At 50.9% G+C, this 19572-nt stretch carries 23 protein-coding genes, 1 tRNA gene and 2 rRNA genes; all 26 read right to left on the reverse strand.

The window, feature by feature from the left end; all coding sequences use genetic code 11:
• The gene (locus BLQ99_RS02395; protein ID WP_093687756.1) at positions 1-450 is read right to left on the reverse strand and encodes a DUF456 family protein; all 450 of its coding nucleotides are present in this window, start codon (positions 448-450) and stop codon (positions 1-3) included.
• 93 nt (positions 451-543) lie between these two features.
• A complete protein-coding gene (locus BLQ99_RS02400) occupies positions 544-1557 on the reverse strand; it encodes a hypothetical protein (RefSeq protein ID WP_093687758.1) in 1014 nt (337 codons plus the stop codon).
• 110 nt (positions 1558-1667) lie between these two features.
• A complete protein-coding gene (gene secF / locus BLQ99_RS02405) occupies positions 1668-2579 on the reverse strand; it encodes a protein translocase subunit SecF (RefSeq protein WP_093687760.1) in 912 nt (303 codons plus the stop codon).
• Positions 2580-2591: 12 nt separating this feature from the next.
• Entirely contained in the window at positions 2592-3797 is a 1206-nt protein-coding gene (secD, locus tag BLQ99_RS02410; RefSeq protein WP_093687762.1) for a protein translocase subunit SecD, read from the reverse strand.
• A 95-nt stretch (positions 3798-3892) separates the two neighbouring features.
• Entirely contained in the window at positions 3893-4558 is a 666-nt protein-coding gene (locus BLQ99_RS02415) for an HD domain-containing protein (RefSeq protein WP_093687764.1), read from the reverse strand.
• Positions 4531-4896, reverse strand: coding sequence for a DEAD/DEAH box helicase family protein (locus BLQ99_RS02420; protein ID WP_093687766.1), 366 nt, complete (start codon positions 4894-4896; stop codon positions 4531-4533). The genes BLQ99_RS02415 and BLQ99_RS02420 overlap by 28 nt, the downstream gene beginning before the upstream one ends.
• Positions 4897-4908: 12 nt before the next feature.
• Positions 4909-5613 carry a PP2C family protein-serine/threonine phosphatase gene (locus BLQ99_RS02425; protein ID WP_093687768.1) on the reverse strand — a complete coding sequence of 235 codons (705 nt, stop codon included), beginning with the start codon at positions 5611-5613 and terminating at the stop codon, positions 4909-4911.
• A 36-nt stretch (positions 5614-5649) separates the two neighbouring features.
• A complete protein-coding gene (locus tag BLQ99_RS02430; protein WP_093687770.1) occupies positions 5650-6243 on the reverse strand; it encodes a 5-formyltetrahydrofolate cyclo-ligase in 594 nt (197 codons plus the stop codon).
• Positions 6227-6532, reverse strand: a complete 306-nt coding sequence (gene yajC / locus BLQ99_RS02435; RefSeq protein WP_093687772.1) for a preprotein translocase subunit YajC — start codon at positions 6530-6532, stop codon at positions 6227-6229. Before yajC ends, BLQ99_RS02430 begins: the two co-directional genes overlap by 17 nt.
• Before the next feature lie 57 nt (positions 6533-6589).
• Positions 6590-7702, reverse strand: a complete 1113-nt coding sequence (gene tgt / locus BLQ99_RS02440) for a tRNA guanosine(34) transglycosylase Tgt (protein ID WP_093687774.1) — start codon at positions 7700-7702, stop codon at positions 6590-6592.
• Positions 7703-7719: 17 nt separating this feature from the next.
• Positions 7720-8739 (reverse strand): tRNA preQ1(34) S-adenosylmethionine ribosyltransferase-isomerase QueA, encoded by a 1020-nt coding sequence (gene queA / locus BLQ99_RS02445; protein WP_093687776.1) that lies wholly within the window; start codon positions 8737-8739, stop codon positions 7720-7722.
• Between the two features lie 10 nt (positions 8740-8749).
• Positions 8750-10096: a SpoIID/LytB domain-containing protein gene (locus tag BLQ99_RS02450; protein ID WP_093687778.1), complete on the reverse strand. Its 1347-nt coding sequence runs from the start codon at positions 10094-10096 to the stop codon at positions 8750-8752.
• Positions 10097-10108: 12 nt separating this feature from the next.
• Positions 10109-10339 (reverse strand): DUF2905 domain-containing protein, encoded by a 231-nt coding sequence (locus BLQ99_RS02455; RefSeq protein WP_245690221.1) that lies wholly within the window; start codon positions 10337-10339, stop codon positions 10109-10111.
• A 44-nt stretch (positions 10340-10383) separates the two neighbouring features.
• On the reverse strand, positions 10384-11403 hold the full coding sequence (gene ruvB / locus BLQ99_RS02460; protein WP_093687782.1) for a Holliday junction branch migration DNA helicase RuvB: 1020 nt from the start codon (positions 11401-11403) through the stop codon (positions 10384-10386).
• A gap of 6 nt (positions 11404-11409) precedes the next feature.
• Positions 11410-12015 carry a Holliday junction branch migration protein RuvA gene (gene ruvA / locus BLQ99_RS02465; RefSeq protein ID WP_093687784.1) on the reverse strand — a complete coding sequence of 202 codons (606 nt, stop codon included), beginning with the start codon at positions 12013-12015 and terminating at the stop codon, positions 11410-11412.
• Positions 12012-12509, reverse strand: a complete 498-nt coding sequence (gene ruvC / locus BLQ99_RS02470) for a crossover junction endodeoxyribonuclease RuvC (RefSeq protein WP_093687786.1) — start codon at positions 12507-12509, stop codon at positions 12012-12014. The genes ruvA and ruvC overlap by 4 nt, the downstream gene beginning before the upstream one ends.
• A gap of 116 nt (positions 12510-12625) precedes the next feature.
• Positions 12626-13201, reverse strand: coding sequence for a BofC C-terminal domain-containing protein (locus tag BLQ99_RS02475; RefSeq protein ID WP_093687788.1), 576 nt, complete (start codon positions 13199-13201; stop codon positions 12626-12628).
• 87 nt (positions 13202-13288) lie between these two features.
• Positions 13289-14032 carry a YebC/PmpR family DNA-binding transcriptional regulator gene (locus BLQ99_RS02480; protein ID WP_093687790.1) on the reverse strand — a complete coding sequence of 248 codons (744 nt, stop codon included), beginning with the start codon at positions 14030-14032 and terminating at the stop codon, positions 13289-13291.
• An 86-nt stretch (positions 14033-14118) separates the two neighbouring features.
• Complete coding sequence (locus BLQ99_RS02485) at positions 14119-15618, reverse strand: 4Fe-4S dicluster domain-containing protein (protein ID WP_093687792.1); 1500 nt, start codon at positions 15616-15618, stop codon at positions 14119-14121.
• A gap of 20 nt (positions 15619-15638) precedes the next feature.
• On the reverse strand, positions 15639-15866 hold the full coding sequence (locus tag BLQ99_RS02490) for an NAD(P)H-dependent oxidoreductase subunit E (RefSeq protein ID WP_245690223.1): 228 nt from the start codon (positions 15864-15866) through the stop codon (positions 15639-15641).
• Between the two features lie 25 nt (positions 15867-15891).
• Positions 15892-17037: a SpoIIE family protein phosphatase gene (locus tag BLQ99_RS02495; protein ID WP_093687796.1), complete on the reverse strand. Its 1146-nt coding sequence runs from the start codon at positions 17035-17037 to the stop codon at positions 15892-15894.
• The gene (locus BLQ99_RS02500) at positions 17037-18722 is read right to left on the reverse strand and encodes a [Fe-Fe] hydrogenase large subunit C-terminal domain-containing protein (protein ID WP_093687798.1); all 1686 of its coding nucleotides are present in this window, start codon (positions 18720-18722) and stop codon (positions 17037-17039) included. Before BLQ99_RS02500 ends, BLQ99_RS02495 begins: the two co-directional genes overlap by 1 nt.
• A gap of 5 nt (positions 18723-18727) precedes the next feature.
• The gene (locus BLQ99_RS02505; RefSeq protein WP_093687800.1) at positions 18728-18970 is read right to left on the reverse strand and encodes a (2Fe-2S) ferredoxin domain-containing protein; all 243 of its coding nucleotides are present in this window, start codon (positions 18968-18970) and stop codon (positions 18728-18730) included.
• A gap of 169 nt (positions 18971-19139) precedes the next feature.
• A tRNA-Asn gene (locus BLQ99_RS02510) sits at positions 19140-19215 on the reverse strand.
• 3 nt (positions 19216-19218) lie between these two features.
• Positions 19219-19335, reverse strand: a 5S ribosomal RNA gene (gene rrf / locus BLQ99_RS02515).
• A 141-nt stretch (positions 19336-19476) separates the two neighbouring features.
• Positions 19477-19572: ribosomal RNA gene (locus BLQ99_RS02520) — 23S ribosomal RNA — on the reverse strand; the annotation flags it as partial.

A 19572-nucleotide genomic window follows, 5' to 3' on the forward strand; every position in this document is an offset into this window, starting at 1 on the left:
TTAAACAATAATGTAAACGTAAATAAGAATTATCATGAGAATAGCGCAAATAAACCGCAAGACTGCGGCAGCTACCAGGCGGACAAGCACCTTGGCCACAGAATTCCAGCGAGGCATAAACGTTTTACCGGCCACCAGCTCCCATAAAAGAATACCGATAGTTGGACCCAAAAGGGCATCGGCCGCGACAATTCCCGCCACATTGCCAACCGTGGCATTAGTGCAAAGCACCCGGGACAATTGGTGCCGCCGGGTGAGGTATACCCGTAGCCACCTACCGCCGACTTCGGCCGTAAGCATTAACACGCATAGCAGCAGGGTGAGCCATGGCCGGAAGGTTGCAAATTCTGTAACGGCGCCATAGAGTACGGCAACGACAAAAATAATGACCGTGCCCGGGATTTTCGGCGATAGTGTTCCGACCAGCCCGCTCAACATCAGCAAAAACATTAAGTTTATTCCAAGTGAATACCATAGCCACTCCACGTCGTTCGGCCCTTTCCCCACTTCTTGCTTGGCCGCAGGTGCAACCCACACTAATCATTATGTTTTTTTCTGTTTGTTTTTATGTAAAAAATAGGCAATGTACAAAATAAAGGTAGCCATAAACAGCCCGGTGACGCTCATGGTCAGCAGTATGGAACGTAAACCGGCAAAGCTAATAAGCCAGGCAAGAGCGGTGCCTAAACACAAGGCCGGCCAAAAAGAAAACCCGGTAAGCACGGATATTTGACAGGCATTAACTTTCATTGCCGGCGCCATTGTATTCATGAGCACGCAGAACAATACGACGTTAAACAATGCTCCGGCGGCAGAACCCAAAACATGATCGACTGCGCTGGCCAGCGCCAATGGCCCCTGCACACCGGTGGCCAGAACAAGCTGCGCCATTAGCAAGGTAATTAGCCCCTCAACGAATTTGGCCATTACGGCTAAACCTATTGCCCGGTAGCCCTTTTTGGCCAGATGAACTCCCGCCTCGACCACCAATGCCGGCCGCATCCCCCCGGCGTTATAGCCAAGCAAAGCAAAAACCAATGGCCAGTCCACCGCTGCCAAAGAAACTTTCGCTCCCGGCAGTGACCATTCCAGTTGCGCTAAAGCGCAGCCGAGAAAAGGCACCAGCAGCAAGGCCATATAATTAGAGATTTTCAATACCTCTTCACCGTAGCCCGCGGCCAGCAGGGAAAAAGCGCAAAGACAAACACCAACGGCAACGCTATACGGCAGCCCACTCATACTGTGCAGCACCCAGCCGGCAAAATAGCCGCCGGTTAGAGCGCTGGCGGGAACACAAATCGTCAGAATTACGCTGGCCAAAACTTTTTTCCCAAAGCAGCCGAAAAGCCGCTTAACCACCACCATCAGTTCCTGCCCTGTTGTTACACCAATCCAGGCCGACAGGCCGGCCACCGCCGTCCCACAAATTAGATAAGCGACAAAGATCGTGGCGATTATACTAGGTCCCAAGTCGCCGGCTATATCAGGAACAACAGCCACATTATCGCCCGCAATATGTACAAGAGCTAACGATAACGCCGGTATCACAATCCACACGGTCTTCACCACCTGCTGCTATTATAGTATTAGTAGCAGCAGGCATTGGTGAATCAAAAGGCTGCTGACGCACCTGGGCGCGCCGGCAGCCTGAATAACAGTTATCTTTTTTACTTTGCCCCCCGCGTCTTGAGTTCGATACGGCGGCGCTCTTCTATCTCCTTCCAGGTCACCCAGATGGGACTGGCATTGAATATGGAAGAGTAAGCACCGCTGGTGATACCAATAATAAGGGCCAACGCAAAATTCTTTGTCGTCTCGCCGCCAAAGAAATATAACGAAAGGGCAGCGAACAGCACCGTCAACACGGTATAAATGGAACGGGTCATCGTCTGCCAAATGCTGCGGTTGACTAGTTCGGCAAGACTTTCCGACTTACGGTGTGTTTTAAGATTTTCGCGAATACGGTCGAAAATGACGATAGTATCATTAATGGAATAACCGATAATCGTGAGGACGGCCGCAACAAAAGAAGCGTCAACTTCTAATTGCCAAAGGGAAAACACTCCAAGGACAACAAGCACGTCGTGCAGGAGCGCGATAATTCCGGAAATGGCAAACTTAAATTCAAACCGGTAAGTTATATACAGGACCATCAGCGCCGAGGCGGCGGCCACGGCCAGTGCGGCTTGGCGGGTCAGTTCCGAACCAATGACGGCGCCTACTTTTTCAATCCGCAGGATATCAAATTTGCCCAGTTTCTGCTCCAGCCCGCTCAGTACCGCGCGTCGTTCTTCTTCGCCCAGCACCTGGGTGCGGATAAATACATTGGGTGACGCTTCGGACTGCGTGGCAACCGTTGCCAATTGGATGGTGCTATTCTCTAAGTGATAGTCCTTAAGGACATCGCGAACTTCGGCTACTGTTACCGGCCGGGCAAACTTCATGTCGAGCAGTGTCCCGCCGGTAAAGTCAATACCTAAATTAAAGCCCCGCACGGCCATGGAAATTAAGCCCGGGATAATAACGAGCGCAGAGAGCGCAAACCACCAATACCGTTTACCGATAATATCGAACTTCATCACATCCGCCCCCTATGCTCCGAATATTTTGCCGCTCTTGACAACATTGGCGTTCATCAATGCTTTCAGCATGAAACGGGTAACGGTAATGGCGGTAAACATGCTGAGAACGATGCCGAGGCCGAGCGTGATGGCAAAACCTTTAATCGGCCCGGTGCCCAGGAAAAACAGAACAACGGCGGCGAACAAGGTTGTCACGTTTGAGTCGAAAATCGTCATAAACGCCCGGTTGAAACCGGCGTCCATGGCGGCCCGGAGCGTCTTGCCGGCGCGTACTTCCTCTTTAAACCGCTCAAAAATCAAAACGTTGGCGTCAACCGCCATGCCCATGGAGAGAATAATACCGGCAATGCCCGGGAGCGTAAGGGTGGCATTTAGCATCTTCAATGCGACCAACAAAAGCAGTACATACAAAAGCAGCGCAATATTGGCTACCAGACCCGACAGCCGGTAAAAGAGCAGCATAAACAGCACAATGGCAGCACTGCCTACGGCAAAGGCAATCTTGCTCTTTTCTTTCGAATCCTGCCCCAAAGTAGGTCCGACCGTTCGCGTCTCGACGATATCAACTTTTACGGGCAGTGAGCCGGAACGCAGTAAAATGGCCAACCGCTGCGCCTCTTCAATGGTGCGGTTGCCCGTGATTACCGCCTTACCGCTGGGAATTGCTTCCTCAACAACCGGACTGGTCAGCACTTGCTTGTCAAGCAAAATAGTAATCCGTTTGCCGATGTTTTTTGCCGTCAAATCGGCGAATTTCCTGGCGCCTTCGTCCGAAAACTCCAGGGCCACCAAGTTGCGATTGGCTTGGTCAATCTGTGCTTGCGCATTTTTTAAATCCTTACCGGTCAGAACGGTAGTACCGCTTTCATCCTGAAACTCCAGCAGCGCCGTTTTGCCGAGCATCTCGATTGCCTTTTCCGGATCTTTTACACCGGGAAGTTCGACAATAATCCGGCGGTCGCCCTGGCGCTGGATGATCGGCTCCGTTAAGCCCAGCTCGTTCACCCGCCGTTCGATAATCTTGACGACCCGCTGTACAGCGTCTTCGTCTACCTTCGCTTCCGGCGTATCGACCGCTTCAAGCACGACATGAGTACCGCCCTGCAGGTCAAGGCCTTGCTTGATCGACAAAGCGAGGGGTGAAATATAATAGCCGAAAATCCCGACAATTGCTAGCGCTGTTACCAAAAACTTGGCTAAATTTCCCCATCTCAACGGTTTCTCCCCCAATCTTTACATGTACACGAACATAATTATAGCCGCCTTGTCGCCCAGTTGTCAATAATTGCCATTTTATTGCCAATAACGATCTATAACAATTGGGTACCGTTTATCCGCAGTCCGAAGCGGCAGTTTAAAAATTCCGCGGCCCGCCGGCACATAACCATTCGCTTTAAAAAGATTTCAAAATACTCCATTACCGGGCAGATTTTCGTGTCAATCGTAACGGATAGCGTAATCGTTCGCTGCTCGCGGTTGACGGTGAGAGCGCTGCTCTTGGCGGCATAATTCACTCGGTCATGGATTTCAAATTTCGCAAAGTCTTTCTCGCTAACCCGGCTGCAATGAACATCGGACTTATCGGCCAAAATGAGGGCCGACGCCACATGATTTACCGCGTTGCCCCGTTCTTCCTCGTGATTGCCGATGGCCGAAATGACCAAAGCAATCTCCTCCGGCGGCATACCAAGATTGGAAAGGATATTATAGGCCATAATTGCTCCCATTCCACCATGGTTGAAACGATTCACAAGATTGGCGATGTCATGCAGATATCCGGCAATAGCCGCCAGCTCACAGTCACGTTCGCTGTAGCCCAAATCCTCCAGCACTTTCTTAGCCCGCCCTGAAACCAGGCCGGCATGACGCAGCCCATGCTCCGTATAGCCCATCTGACTAAGATATTCGGTGCTGCGGGTAAGATAGACATTTACGACATGATTAGCTTTCAAGTCTGCGACGGTGATTGCTGACATTGCTGCTGCCTCCTGATATGGGATAATACCAGCTGAGCTACCTCTTCTTTGGTTAAGTTGTCCGTAGGGATGAACAAATCGGCATTGGCCCGCGCGTCGCGCAGCCGCTCGCGCTGCACAGCCAGTCTTTCTTCCCCCCAGGGGACGCTTCGCCGGCGGCGAATAGTGTCCAAAGTAGCATCAAGCATAACCAGGATATCCGGCTGCCTCTTTTGCCAAAGTTTTTTAATCCCCGAATGTTCCTGCGCTACGTTGTAAGCCTCAATTCCCAGCTTTCGGAGTCTATTGACCAGCGTGGTCTTTCCTGAAGCGCAGACACCGACAACAACAACTCGCATGCCATCACCACCCTAGCAGGGAAAGCTGACGCTAATCCTGCGGATTTTATGGTGGCTTTCCGCTTCACAAATGCCCATGACGATTACCGTCATATCATCGCCCGCCCGGTTGTCATCCAGTTCCAGAGCATATTCCAAAATACTCTCGGCAATAAAGACAACGTCGCGTGGTTCATTTTTTTCCAAAAGCCGCAGGAGAAAATTAAAATCGAAAACGCGCCCCCGTTTGCGTCCGGCGGCCTGAATCCCATCGGAATAAGACACTAAAATCATGCCCACTTCCAATGGCATTTCATGCATCAGCGGTTTCATCCGTTTATGCACGCCAATGGGGCTGACTTCTTGGTCGAATACCTCAATGCCGTACAGGCTTTTCACCAGGACGGGACAATTTGAGTTACGGGAAAAAAGGATTGTTTGGGTATCTAAATCACTGCTTAAAATGGTAAGAGTAGATGACACCTTGCCGTCTTTCATGGCATAGAGATAGTCGTGCACGGCCCGTGCCACCGCACCGTCGCGAGCTCCTTCGGCAATGAGGGATGCCGCCTTATTAACAACTAAAGAACTGGTATTTTTTGCTGCCCGGCCGCTTCCTTGCCCGTCGGCAAGAATCACCGAAATGCCGCCCCGTGGTCGTTCGGCTATCTCTACGCTATCACCGCACTCACTTACCGCATATTTATTTGTTTTAGCAATGCCAATTTTTACTTCCATGCTTTTCTCCACCGTATAGAAAGGCAAAATGTAAACCTACATTTTGCCTTTGCCACAACGGAATATTCCTTCTTCTGTTAGCAGATAATGCATTGAAACGTCGTGGGTGGCGGCGGGTACTGCGTCAACAACCTGAAACGACCAAGCCATACCGACGAGCAACGCCTGCGGCGCCCGCGTCAGAAACCGGTCATAATAGCCAGCACCCATTCCCAGCCGGTTGCCGCCGCGGTCGAAGGCCACCCCCGGGACAAGAACCAAGTCAATCAGAACGGGATCAATATTCTTCGCGCGGGCCGGGTCAGGCATTCTAAGGCCTAGTCGCCCAGTAACCAAATCATCCAGGCCGCTTATCACCGCAGCCTCCATAATGCCATACTGCTGGCCCAAGACAGGTACACACACTGTTTTGTCCGCCTTCAGCGCATCAATAATAACGGCATCAGTCTGGGGCTCATCGGCCATCGCTAAATACAGCATGATTGTCCGGGCCGCCCGGTAGGACGGCCAATCCAGAAGATGACCATGGATTATGCGGCTTTGTTCGGCGACCCACTGCGGCGCCAAACGGCGCCGCTCCGCTAACATTTGCTGCCGCAATGCAATTTTCCGGTTATTTATTATTTCCATTTTTCTGCGGATTTTGGTGGTGGCTTACGGCAGTGCGTGCAATCTCAATCTCCACCTTATCGGCTACCTTCAGGGTAACCACTTTATCGTTAATGGCGGTAATGGTACCGTAGATACCGCCGATAGTAACAATCCGATCCCCTTTTTTCAGGGCGTTCAGCATCTCGGTACGTTTCTTTTGTTCTTTCTGTTGCGGCCGGTACAACAGGAAGTAGAAAATAACCCCCATGAGAACGATTGGCCACGATGCCTGAATGAATTGAAGCACTTCCGGAGAAAATTCTGGCATGTAATCACCTCCCATACTATTTCGCCAATATATTCCACGCTTTCTGACAAAACTCCTTTAATGAAGTTGATATTGCGCGCGAAACTCCTGGCGAAAAGCTAAAAACCGGTCTTCCAGGATTGCCTTGCGCATGTTTCGCATGAAATTAAGAAGAAAATGCAAGTTATGGATGGTAGTAAGACGCAAGCCAAAAATCTCTTCCGCCTTTAGCAGATGACGAATATAGGCCCGCGAAAAATTGCGGCATGTGTAGCAGTCGCAATCAGGGTCAATCGGTCGGAAATCACGGGCATACTCAGCGTTTTTCACGACCAGTTTGCCCCGACTGGTCATAACCGTGCCGTTGCGGGCAACGCGGGTAGGAAAAACGCAATCAAACATATCAATCCCGTACATAACGCCCTCAACCAGACAATCAGGCGTCCCAACCCCCATAAGGTAACGGGGCTTGTTGGCCGGCAGCAGCGGGACAGTATGCTCTAGCATTTCGTACATGAGCGGTTTCGGTTCGCCGACGCTGAGGCCACCAACAGCATAGCCGGGAAAATCCATGGCGACAAGGTCGCGGGCGCTCATGGCGCGCAGGTCTTTATACATTCCGCCTTGGACGATGCCAAATAATGCTTGGTCCTTGCGCGTATGGGCCTTTTTACAGCGCTCGGCCCAGCGCGTGGTCCGTTCGGTAGAAGCCTTGGCATAATCGTATTCGGCCGGATACGGTACGCACTCGTCAAAGGCCATAATAATGTCGGCGCCTAGCGCCATTTGAATTTCCGTAGCTTTTTCCGGCGACAGAAAATGTTTGGACCCATCAATATGTGAACGGAAGGCCACGCCTTCCTCTGTGATCTTACGCAGCGGACCAAGGCTGAAAACTTGGAAACCGCCGCTATCGGTAAGGATACCGCGGTCCCAGTGCATAAAGCCGTGAAGCCCGCCGGCCTCGGCCACTAGTTCATGGCCGGGGCGCAAATATAAGTGATAAGTGTTGCTTAAAATAATGCCGGCGCCCATAGCTTTAAGTTCGTCCGGCGACATGGCTTTAACGGTGGCCTGGGTGCCGACAGGCATAAAGATGGGAGTCTCAAAAACGCCGTGAGGGGTATAGAGCCTGCCGGCTCGTGCTCCGGTCTTGCTACATTGTTTTATCAATTCAAACGTAATGGCCAAAGGCACACCTCCTTAACTTATAGGATGAGCATTGCGTCGCCAAAGCTGAAAAACCGGTATTTCTCGCGGACCGCAGTATGATAGGCATTCATAATATTTTCCCGTCCCGCCAGAGCACTAACCAACATGAGCAGCGTCGACTGGGGCAGATGAAAATTAGTAACTAGGGCATCGACAACTTTAAAGCGGTAACCAGGATAAATAAAAATATCGGTCCAGCCGCTGCCGCTTTCCACACTCCCGCCGGCGCCCACCGTCTCCAGCGTGCGGACCGCCGTAGTGCCGACAGCAATGATGCGCCCGCCTGCTTGCTTGGTCCGATTAATTAAACCGGCGGTTTCCGGCGATACCGAGTAATACTCGCGGTGCATTGTATGCTGGGTAATATCTGTGACCGTAACGGGACGAAAGGTTCCCAGACCGACATGGAGCGTAATAAAGGCCAGGTTAATCCCCTTTGCCCTAATGCGGTCGAGCAGGGCGGGCGTGAAGTGAAGCCCGGCGGTGGGGGCGGCCGCCGAACCGCGTTCCTTGGCATAAACGGTCTGATAGCGGTCTTTGTCCGCTAATCGGGCTTTAATATATGGCGGCAAAGGCGTTTCCCCCAGCCGGTCTAAAATCTCTTCAAAAACACCGGAATAGTTAAAGCGGACAATACGGCCGCCATAATCGGTAGACGCCAATATCTCGCAGGAAAGTTCGTCGCCAAAAACTACCTGGGTGCCGGGCCGGGCGCGTTTGCCTGGTTTAACCAGCGTTTCCCACTCATCACCCGTTAACCGGTTTAGCAAAAAAACTTCAACTTTTCCGCCCGTACCGGCTTTGGCGCCGATTAACCGGGCAGGGATAACCTTAGTATCATTAAAAACCAGGGTATCCCCTGGCTGTAAGTAATCAGGCAAATTATAAAACCGGCGATGTTCGATGTTCCCTGTTCGCCGGTCCAGCACCAGTAGCCGCGAATGGTCGCGCGGCTCACAGGGCTGTTGGGCAATTAGTTCTTCAGGCAAATAATAATCAAACTCAGTGACAAGCATTCTTGGCTCCTTAGTATATCTTGGCAATATCCACACCTTGGTAATAGTGTTTCAATATCTCCTTAAAATATGCGGTATCCCCTGGGGGCGCCTTTTCGGCCATCGCTTTTGCCCCCCACTGGGAGAGCCCGACGCCATGGCCCCAGCCGTAACCTGTTATAACGATCTTTTCATTCGGGCGGCCGGTAAAACGGCGAATATTGGGCTGATCACCAAACCACGCCTGTTCCGGACGTGGCGGTAAATTGATTTCGACCAGCTTTTTGTCGTGATCGCCGTAACTATCCGTTATTTCAACCTCAAATGTTTTTGGGACAGGCACGACGATGGCCAAATCAAACAGCGTGCTGCTCAACCCTAAGAGACTGCGCACTTTGACCCCTGTCAGCTGCACCGTGCCCTGATCGCCAATAAACCGGATGGTTTTGACCCGTCCGGATACACCCCGGTCGGACGCGGCGACAGGTGGCGCCGTTAGCCGGGAAAGCTCAACAGCCTGCAGCCGTCCGATCCCATAGCCGGACTGGCGGAGAAGCTCTTCCAGTTCGGTAACCGCTACCTGCTTCTCCCATTTAAAATGGGGGGCCGCTTGGTCGAAATCAGGTACTCCCCGCAAATACGGCCGATAGGTTCCCCATACGTTCTCGCTGTTTTCCGTATAACCGCCGCCACTGCTGTGAAAGTAGGCCGATATAAGCTGCCCGCGATATTGGATAACCATTCCCCTCGTCTCATCTACCGCTTGCGTAGCGCGGGGCGCTTCACTGTCGCGTCCCCCATAAACCTGACAATCGGTCGTGGCACAGACATCAAAGCCGTCGTCGGCATGCTTGCCTAGGTTATACAAGGCATACGTCCGGGCGGCAACCGCCTGGGCCTTTACCGCTTCAATCGCCCATTCCGGCGAAATTTCCCGGGCGATAATGCCATATAAGTATTGTTCTACCGGTAAAATGTTGACGACCGTCAGCCCTGTTTCGCCGTGGGTGGGATGAACTTCGATATCCCCCCGGTAGCGCCGTTTATTGACCTCAATGTACCGTTCACCTTTGCCGTTGAGGACGACGCCGATGCTCCGGGTTTCCAGCGGCTTACCATTGAGTACGATAACACCGTTTTTGTAGGCGAGACTAACTCTTTCCCCAGCCTGATAAACGCCCAAAACCTCGTCAGACATGCGGTCAACGATTGTAAAAGGTCTACTAGCCGAAACGAGAACATTAGGTTGATTTGTCCAGATACCTACCCGGATAAGCGGCTCCGCCGCTCGCGCTGACTGGGGCGAGACCTGAGCGCCAGCCGCGGCGGAAACAAAAAAACATAGCAGCGCCGTTAGATAAATAATACGTCTAATCATAATCTCCTCTACCTAACGTCTTGTAAATAAATTTAAAATAATGGTCAATAAAATGCTGAGTACGATGGACGTCACTATTGGAAAATGGAAACTGAAATTTTCTTTTTGAATGTGGATGTCTCCCGGCAGCCGGCCCAGATTGATGAATTTAGCGCCAAAATGCCAGACCGCTCCGATAACAACAAGCACCAGACCAATCAGCATAATCGTTTTTCCCAAAGAATCCGAACCATCGGGCAGCATACACATCACTCCTTTCATCCTTGTTTAAGTGAATGCCTCTTCTTTTACCACAGTCTTTCCTGCTCTTCTTTTTTCAATGGTATACCTAAATGGTGGTAGGCCGCCGGTGTAGCTACCCGCCCGCGGGGTGTCCGTTGGATAAAACCCAGTTGGAGTAAAAAGGGCTCGTAAACATCTTCTACCGTATCAGTTTCCTCACTAATGGCTGCCGCCAATGTGTCCAGCCCTACAGGGCCACCGTTAAACTTTTCGATAATGGTGCGGAGCAAAGTACGGTCCGTCCGATCAAGACCGCGCTGGTCCACGTCGAGACGGGCCAGTGCTTCATCAGCGAGAGCGGCCGTAATAACTCCGTCGCCTGTTACCTGCGCAAAATCGCGCACCCGCTTAAGCAGGCGATTGGCTACCCGGGGCGTCCCCCGCGACCGCCGGGCGATTTCTTCCGCCCCTTGGGCATCGATGGCGATATTTAATATATCTGCCGCTCGCTTCACAATGCATACAAGCTGCTTCACATCATAATATTCCAAGCGGCAAATAACGCCAAACCGGTCGCGTAGCGGCGACGCGAGCGCCCCTGCCCGGGTAGTAGCTCCAACCAGCGTGAACCGGGGCAGGTCGAGACGAATGGACCGGGCGCTGGGCCCTTTGCCGATGATAATATCCAGCGCGTAATCTTCCATGGCGGAATAAAGTATTTCTTCTACGCTACGGGAGAGCCGATGGATTTCGTCGATAAACAATACATCCTTTTCGCCCAGGTTGGTTAAAAGCGCCGCCAAATCGCCCGGCCGTTCAATCGCCGGCCCCGAAGTAATCCGCAAATTTACTCCCAATTCATTGGCAATAATACTGGCCAGGGTGGTCTTGCCAAGCCCGGGCGGACCATAAAGAAGCACATGGTCTAAGGCCTCGCCGCGGGTCAGGGCCGCTTGAATAAATACCGTAAGATTATGTTTTAGCTGATCCTGCCCGATATATTCCGCCAACCGCCGTGGACGTAGGCTGTACTGCCAGTCGTCTGCATCCTGTTTGCCGCCGGCGATAATGCGTTCCTCCTCCATCGTATCCTATGACCTCCTGGTAAATTCCCTGAGAACTAATTTGATGAGCTCCTCCACCGATTGCGCTTGGCGTCGCACTTTTTTCAGGACCGGAGCGACTTCCGCTTGACTATAACCAAGAGCCAACAGGGCCTGTAATGCTTCGTCTGTCTGATCGGCTTCCGCAGGCGAGCCGGCCGCCGCCAGGCCGGTGTCCCCGCTGGTCTCTCCGCTCGCACCGACTTTATCTTTAAGTTCCAAGATAATGCGTTCGGCCGTTTTCTTGCCAATGCCCGGAATTTTCGTAAGCAAGCTGACGTTTTTTTGGCTGACGGCCAGGCGAAACCCTTCCGGACTTACCGCCGAAAGGATATTTAAGGCTGCTTTCGGACCAATGCCCGAGACGTCCATCAGCAGCAAAAACAAATCATATTCATCCTGCGTATGGAAGCCATAAAGCAGAAGGGCATCTTCCCGGACGTGCAGGTAAGTAAATAAAGCGGCCTGCGCGCCGGCCACAAGCCGTTGGCGACCCGATGCCGACACGAAAACCCGGTAACCCACGCCGTGAACGTCCAAAATACAGTGATCCGCGCCAAGATGGACCACCGTACCGCGCAGGTAGCCGATCATCGGTCGGGCACCGCCATTCTGTCGGCGCCTGCCGCATGCAGCGAACAAATGGCAACCGCCAATGCATCAGCGGCATCATCAGGCTGAGGTTTCCCCGAAAGGTTAAGTAGGCGCTGCGTCATATACATAACCTGTTCTTTGGTGGCCCGGCCGTAGCCCACAACGGATTGCTTTACCTGTAAAGGCGTACATTCAACCACTTTGATGTTGTTGAGCGCTGCCGCTAGCAAAACAACCCCCCGTGCCTGCCCAACCGTCATCGCCGTAGTAACATTCTTATTAAAGAATAACTGTTCCACACCCACGATATCCGGCCGTCGCTGTTTTATCAAGCGATCCAGATCCTGAAAAATTATTTTTAGCCGCTCGGTTGCGCTCAACTTGGAACTGGTTTCCACCGCGCCCCAATCCACCGCGCGTAACGTGCTGCCGCGCAGCTCTACAAACCCGTACCCGCAGATAGCGGTACCTGGGTCGATTCCTAAAGCCAACATGCGTAAGCCTCCTCGTTATTAAAAAACATTCGACAACAACCGCCGGTATTCCTTTACCGGCGGCCCCGAAGCGACCGGAAAAGGGAAAAAAGAAAAAGGAGGCTCCTCCGCCTCCGTTAACGCGATTGCATGCCTTCGAGGGTCCGTAACAGCTCTTCCCGCGAGTGGACAACTATCCCACGTTTTAACTCATCCAAATCTTCTTGAACCAGTTTAGATACCGGGATTTTCGTTACTTCCTTGAGCAATGCTTTCGGACCGGGTTTACCATAAAACACGGCCACATAGCCGTCTTTAATGCCGATAAACATGTTGTTGGCGTGTTCGCGGCAATAACTATCCACCTTTAGCGACATTTCCACTTCCAGATTATCGAACTTATGGATGGTCCAGCCTGAATAAACTTTCTGGAACTGTTGATAGTTCAAGCCGATAAGGTTGTCAGCCGGTTTCGTGCGGAAAACCTCTTCGTCATTGCATTTGGTGTAAATGAGTTTCTGCACTAAATCAGTATTTGGGGTAATCTTAATTTTCGCGTCCTGTTTCGCTACTTCCGTTTCTTTTTGGATCAGCGGCGGCTCATGCCCTCGCGGCTGCGAACTAATAAAATAATAGGCGACAAGGCATCCGCACAGAATAATGCTAGCCGCAAACAACGCCCGTTTTTTGGTAATTTTAGGCAAAGGGAACATGCATAACACTCCTTATTCCTACGTTGCTTTAATTATTGCCAAATTAGCCAAAAAACATACAAAAAGGCAGGCCTTTTCGGCCTGCCTCTAGGCTAGCATTTCATCTGGTATATCAAAATTAGCATAAACGTTTTGAACATCGTCATGTTCTTCCAACGCATCCATAAGCTTCATCATCTTTACGGCATCATCGCCGGAAAGAGCTACCGTGGTATCGGGGAGCATCGTGATTTCGGCGGTAGTAGTGGCAATATTGTGTGCTTGTAATGCTTGCTGCACCGCTTCAAAATCTTCGGGGGCAGTAATAATTTCGTATTGTCCGTCTTCACTCCGGAAATCTTCGGCGCCTGCCTCCAGTACAAGCATCATCAAGTCCTCTTCACTAACTTTTGCTTCGCTGGCGTTTACGACAAAAAAACCCTTTTTCTTGAACATCCAGGATACGCAGCCTGTTTCGCCAAGGTTACCGCCATACTTGGCGAACAGGTGGCGGATATCGGCAGCAGTACGGTTACGGTTGTCGGTCATGATATCGAGCATGACGGCTACGCCGCCGGGGCCGTAACCTTCATAGGTCATTTCCTCATAATTGCCGCCTTCCTGGGCGCCTAAACCTTTTTGGATGGCGCGCTGAATGTTTTCTTTCGGTATATTATTCTCTTTTGCCTTTTGCAAAGCCAGCTTAAGCCGCATATTCCCCGCCGGGTCAGCCCCGCCCAAACGGACAGCGACCGTAATTTCGCGCGACAGCTTGGTGGTGATTTTACCGCGCAATGCGTCCATTTTGCCTTTTCTGTGCTTTATATTCGCCCATTTTGAGTGTCCTGCCATAATGTTCCCCTCTCCGACATTCTAAATCAGGCAATATTGTAGCATATCAAGGCCTGTTTCGCAAAAGAGAAAACAGCTTTGCCGCCTTAATGCCCGTGATGCCAAATAGGTCCTTTTTCGATTACTTTGATTGCTTCCTGGTTTTCCGGCGAAGTTGTAACCGTTGCGGTGGCTGCGTAATTTTCGACCAGTTTGGTGGTAACCCGAAAATCAGTGAGCGTTCCCGGACCGCCGACACAACCGCCGGTGCAGGCCATTCCTTCAAAAAGATTGGCATCAATTTTACCATCGCGTATTTGGCTAAGCGCGGTCTTGCAGTTACCCAGCCCTTCACAACGATGGGGTTTAATATTGGCTTCAGGCGCCAAATGGGCGGCGGCATCAACCACCGCTTGGGCAACACCACCGGCCCGCGCAAAAATATTGCCATCGCGTGATGCGGCAGTCTGATGCTCGGCGTCAGGCACTTCGGCTACATTGATGCCAGCGCCCACCAACATAGCCGCAAGCTCCTCAAACGTCAAAACGTAGTCGATGACGCCGGCGTAGCGTTCTGCTTCAACCTTCTTGGCAATGCACGGCCCAATGAAGACCACCACGGCTTCAGGGTCATTAACTTTAATACTCTTACCGGAAGCAATCATCGGTGAAACAGTAGAAGAAATTTTATCTTTTATCTCCGGCAAATGCTTCTCAACCATTCCCACGAAGGCCGGGCAACAGGAAGTTGTCATAAAGGAACGCTCGCCGGGAACAGTGGCAGCAAACTCCTTCGTCTCTTCGACGGTGACAATGTCAGCGCCAAAAGAAACTTCCTGCACATCGTAAAAACCAAGCCGCTTAAGGGCATTAATTACTTGTCCTGGTCTGACCTTCAGACCAAATTGGCCAATAAAAGAAGGAGCAACAATTGCGTAAACCTTTTTTTGGTGCTTAAGATCCTGAATTAACTGGACAATCACTGAGCGGTCGCCGATAGCGCCGAAAGGACAGGCGATTTTGCAGGCACCGCATTGTACGCATTTATCGTAATTGATTACAGCCCGACGGTCGGCGCCGGCGACTATCGCATTCAAGTCGCAGGCCCGTTCACAGGGTCTGCTGACCTCGATGATCGCGCCGTAGGGGCAGGATCTTTTGCAGAGGCCGCATTCCACGCACCGGTTCTTATCAATAAAAGCCCGGTTTTGCACTACCGCAATCGCCTTTTTCGGACAGCTGTTGATACAGTGGTGGGCCACACAGTTACGGCAGGCATCGGTTACGATAAACTTATCGATAGGACAGCGGTCACACGCCTCAGGTAACACATTAATAAAAGGCATGTCAGCAATTTTGCCTTCTAACGCGTTTTGCGCCGCGACCTTAAGGTCAGTATTAATAGGCTGACTCAAAGCAAGATTGATCCGGTCTTTTAACACAGCCCGCTCTTTATGCACGCAGCAGCGGTAACGGGGGCCTTCCTCCGTTACCACTGTATGCAGAATATCCTCAACGTGATCTTGCAGTTTGCCTTCAAAAGCTAACCGCGCAACCTCCGCCAATACTTTTCGGCGAATTTTCACAACTTCCGTTACCTGTGACATATTTTCTACCTCCTGAAAAGTTACCCTAGTTTGTCCTGAATAATACTTAGCAGACGCTCGGGCGTCATTTCTGCTGCCACCACACCGTCAATTCGCACATTAGGCCCTTTGCCGCAGGTTTTGAGACAAGTTACGCCCCGGAGTTCAATGCGGGAGCGTTGTTCGTAAGGTAGCTCCTCAATTGACCGGATTAAGTCCTGGGCGCCCAATAAATAGCAAGAAGTACCAACACAAATCTCAATGACCATATTGTTCACTCTGTCCCCTCCCTAATCAAAACCATTCAATACTAACTTGCTTGCCCATTGACTCCAGTACTGACTGCAACTTGGACAAAACCTGTGCTTTAATATTAATATGGGCCGGAAAATTAGGATTTTGGTGAGCCGGATTAATAGCGCCGCCGGCAAAAATATCTATTTTATCACATGACAGCAACAGCGTGGCCAAACGGGTTGCACCGTCCTGCCCGCTATGGGCCAATGCCGCCGGATTTTTCAATTTTTCCACCGCGGCATTAAGCGTCAGCACCCCTTCGGTAACAAGGTCAATACCTTCAATACGTCCCGTTGGCGGAATTGCCGGGTCGTAATATTCCAGGTCGACAATAAGGGGCTTGCCGGTCAGGCGGCTGACAATATTGGCTGTCGTGCCTCCCGCGATAATTTTTTTGCCGGACTGGCTTAAAAAGCGTTTTACTACTTTTTCGTCACTCCGGGGATCGGCCGGTGGTCCGGTGAGAAGTGTGGCGTGCACCGGCTGACGGACTTTTACCGCCACCACAGTCGAGTCATCGCCAGGATGGCCGACATAATAGCCTTCACAACAAGCCATAATTTTCCGGCTGATATTTTCAGCCGTCATGGCCGTACTATTACTGATAAGTTCACTGGCTATTCCCTGCCATCCCCATCCCAGTTTCAAAAGACCGCCAATACCGGCATGAATCACCCCGTCGCTTACCCCAACTATTATATCATTTTCCTGTAAATAGAGTTGACCTTCTTTTATAACTTTGCCGCCGACAATTTTTTCCGTAGTAGGAAAAGGAACTACCTTGCCGGCGCGGAGCAAAAACGTAGGCGGACAGTCAAATTCCACGATGGTTGTTAAGCCGTCAGCGGCAACCTTGATGATATGGAGCGTTGAATACGCAATTTTTCGCTGGCGGCAAACCGGCAGAGTCTTGGCAATGGTATCGACAACATCTTCGAGCGGAATACCCCTTTTAAGCATAGAAGAAGCGATTTTCGTCGTAAGGGTAGCGAGAATGTTCGCCTTTACACCGCTACCTAGCCCATCGGAAAGGACAATGATGGTATCTGTCGGGGTGCGTAATACTTCAACTTTGTCGCCACACAATTCTTCCCCTGTTTTGGATAATTGCGCAATACCGACTTCGGCATGCAGCGGGTACATCACTTGGCCCCCTTGCCTTTTAGCAACCAGATAAGTTCTAACAAAGCCGACTTGGTTTCTGCTGTCGTTTCGCCTAGCAGACCGGCAATTTCCTGAGCAACTTGCATCTGTTTGTTAATAATGTCCGTTGCCTTTTCGACCGTCTCCAGCTTAACCTGTTCCAATTCTTTTGCCCGCTTCTCCTGCTCGGTTATATCGGAAATTATAACTATAGCTAAGCCTTCGTCCGGCAAAGGAATAATCATTTGTTCAGTAATAAGACCGTTTAAAGGAAGCTCCACCCGGTGTCTGGGCACTTTTACGCCCGTATTAATTGCTCGGATAATCTCCGCGCAATCCATAATTTCCGTCAGGCTGGCGCCGCGAACCCAATCCCGGTGCTTTTGAAACATCTGCTCGGCAGCTGGATTAAATTCTTGAATAATTAACTTGTCATTTACGACAATAATGGCGTTCAATGAATTATCAACAATCATGTTGGCAAAAGATTCGGCCCGGGAACGCATGTAGGGTACACACATATCAATTTCCGCCATGCCATGGTATACGGCAACCGCTTTCTCGCGGCACGAATTATAACCACAAGCGCCGCAGTTTTTCTCGTCCGCCGGCGTCAACTTGCCAATCTGGCTTAATATATCGCGGATTTCCTGTTCTGACGGCTGCCCCAGCTGGACCGGTTTGGCCTGATGGACTTTCTTAAATTCGATATCTGGTGGCATTGTTAGCGGCTTTTGCCCGCCCTGGACGGCAAAAGAAATAACTTTTGCGCGGCGGGCCGGCAAACATAATCCCGGTACCATAGCCGGACCATTGATGCAGCCGCCGCTACAGGCTAATGCTTCCACGAACTTCGGCGCAAACTGCCTTTTAATCATCCCGTCAAAAACCTGTATACAGTTTTCAATGCCATCTACGGCAACAATCTCGGCATCAACGGCGCTAGTATGCCCACAGGTTTTGAGAATGCCGCCGGCAATGGGAAAATAACGGCCGCTGCTTGCCATGTCAGCCTGGAAACGACAGGGCATATCCGGGTTCGCTTGCTGCTTTAGCCAGGTATTAAGCTGTTGAAAAGTAATAACCGCATCAATCGCGCTATCAGCCTCTGTCATCTCGGCGAACTTGGCAATGCAAGGACCGGCAAAAACAACAAAAGCGTTATTCCCATACCGTTTTTTAAGGATGCGCCCATGGGCCTGCATTGGCGAAACAACGGGGGCCAGATTACCAACCAGTTCAGGATAATACCTTTCAACAAGTCTGACCACCACGGGACAACAGACGGAAATAACCGTTCTGTCGGTGGTGGTTATCAGTGAGCTGTATATTTGCGAAACAACCTCTGCTCCCACCGCCGTTTCTTCAATGGCCGTAAAGCCTAAACCACGAACGGCAGCGAAAAATTGTTCCGGTGAAAAAGCCGGAAACGCCCCCACAAAGGATGGCGCCACACTCATAATCACCGTCCGTCCCTGCACCAAAGCATCCTGAATTACGGGGATTTGCGAAATAACTTGCTTGGCTTGCTGCGGGCACTCTACGACACATTTGCCGCACAAAATGCATTTATCATCTACCAGTCTGGCCTGACCCCGTTTAATACCAATGGCTTTTATGGGACAAACCCGGACGCAGCGGTGACAATCCTTGCAGTTGGCTTGTAGTGTAGTAAGTACTTTCATTTATGTCACCGCCCCAGTATTTTTTCCTTAAAAATATCGTACACCTTATCCTTAGTAACATTGGTAATAACCTCGTCATCAATCTTGATGACTACTCCCTCGGTGCACTTTCCTTGACAAAAACTACCTTCCAGATCGACATTACTTTGTACCTGGTACTTTTCAATTAGGGCGTTAAAGGCGTTTAGTACTCCGTGCGCGCCGCGAAGATGGCAGGCACTCCCGATACAAATTGATAATTTGACCACACTATCGCCCCCGGCAAGGATAACGTGAAAACTTTCACTCTTTCTCTTTATTGTACCGGATAATTAGTCCACCATCAATAACTTTTTTAAAAAACATAAGTCATTGCCAATCAGTTATCCAACAAAATTAAAAACAAGCCACGCGCTAGGCATGGCTTGTTTCCAAAATTGGCTCCCCGGGCAGGACTCGAACCTGCGACCGATCGGTTAACAGCCGATTGCTCTACCGACTGAGCTACCGAGGAATATACCGGCGTCTACCTATCCTCCCAGGCCGTCTCCAGCCAAGTACTTTCGGCGTTTACGGGCTTAACTGCTGTGTTCGGTATGGGAACAGGTGGATCCCCGTAGCTATCGACACCGGATTATCTCGCCTGTCGACTTTCGACATTCGAGCTTCGACTATTTTTTGAAGGATTGATCCTTCAAAACTGCACAGAAGATTATTAAGCTATGCACTTTAGCTTTCTCCGTCAAACGTCCAATGTCCAACGGCTATTGTCTTTTAGGTCAAGCCCTCGGCCGATTAGTACCAGTCCGCTCAAGCGGTTGCCCGCCTTACACTCCTGGCCTATCTACCTTGTCTTCTACAAGGGGCCTTA

This window comes from Sporolituus thermophilus DSM 23256, assembly GCF_900102435.1.
GTDB lineage: Bacteria > Bacillota > Negativicutes > Sporomusales > Thermosinaceae > Thermosinus > Thermosinus thermophilus.

Bases quoted from the DNA above. Each gene is read 5' to 3' on its own strand.
- BLQ99_RS02420 (WP_093687766.1), bottom strand. From the start codon at position 4,896: ATGCGAGTTGTTGTTGTCGGTGTCTGCGCTTCAGGAAAGACCACGCTG.
- BLQ99_RS02430 (WP_093687770.1), bottom strand. From the start codon at position 6,243: ATGGAAATAATAAATAACCGGAAAATTGCATTGCGGCAGCAAATGTTA.
- ruvC (WP_093687786.1), bottom strand. From the start codon at position 12,509: ATGTTGGCTTTAGGAATCGACCCAGGTACCGCTATCTGCGGGTACGGG.
- BLQ99_RS02490 (WP_245690223.1), bottom strand. From the start codon at position 15,866: ATGGTCATTGAGATTTGTGTTGGTACTTCTTGCTATTTATTGGGCGCC.
- ruvB (WP_093687782.1), bottom strand. From the start codon at position 11,403: ATGGAGGAGGAACGCATTATCGCCGGCGGCAAACAGGATGCAGACGAC.
- BLQ99_RS02395 (WP_093687756.1), bottom strand. From the start codon at position 450: ATGTTTTTGCTGATGTTGAGCGGGCTGGTCGGAACACTATCGCCGAAA.
- BLQ99_RS02485 (WP_093687792.1), bottom strand. From the start codon at position 15,618: ATGTCACAGGTAACGGAAGTTGTGAAAATTCGCCGAAAAGTATTGGCG.
- BLQ99_RS02425 (WP_093687768.1), bottom strand. From the start codon at position 5,613: ATGGAAGTAAAAATTGGCATTGCTAAAACAAATAAATATGCGGTAAGT.
- queA (WP_093687776.1), bottom strand. From the start codon at position 8,739: ATGCTTGTCACTGAGTTTGATTATTATTTGCCTGAAGAACTAATTGCC.
- BLQ99_RS02475 (WP_093687788.1), bottom strand. From the start codon at position 13,201: ATGTTCCCTTTGCCTAAAATTACCAAAAAACGGGCGTTGTTTGCGGCT.
- BLQ99_RS02450 (WP_093687778.1), bottom strand. From the start codon at position 10,096: ATGATTAGACGTATTATTTATCTAACGGCGCTGCTATGTTTTTTTGTT.
- ruvA (WP_093687784.1), bottom strand. From the start codon at position 12,015: ATGATCGGCTACCTGCGCGGTACGGTGGTCCATCTTGGCGCGGATCAC.
- BLQ99_RS02415 (WP_093687764.1), bottom strand. From the start codon at position 4,558: ATGTCAGCAATCACCGTCGCAGACTTGAAAGCTAATCATGTCGTAAAT.
- BLQ99_RS02500 (WP_093687798.1), bottom strand. From the start codon at position 18,722: ATGAAAGTACTTACTACACTACAAGCCAACTGCAAGGATTGTCACCGC.
- BLQ99_RS02455 (WP_245690221.1), bottom strand. From the start codon at position 10,339: ATGCTGCCCGATGGTTCGGATTCTTTGGGAAAAACGATTATGCTGATT.
- BLQ99_RS02480 (WP_093687790.1), bottom strand. From the start codon at position 14,032: ATGGCAGGACACTCAAAATGGGCGAATATAAAGCACAGAAAAGGCAAA.
- secF (WP_093687760.1), bottom strand. From the start codon at position 2,579: ATGAAGTTCGATATTATCGGTAAACGGTATTGGTGGTTTGCGCTCTCT.
- BLQ99_RS02495 (WP_093687796.1), bottom strand. From the start codon at position 17,037: ATGTACCCGCTGCATGCCGAAGTCGGTATTGCGCAATTATCCAAAACA.
- yajC (WP_093687772.1), bottom strand. From the start codon at position 6,532: ATGCCAGAATTTTCTCCGGAAGTGCTTCAATTCATTCAGGCATCGTGG.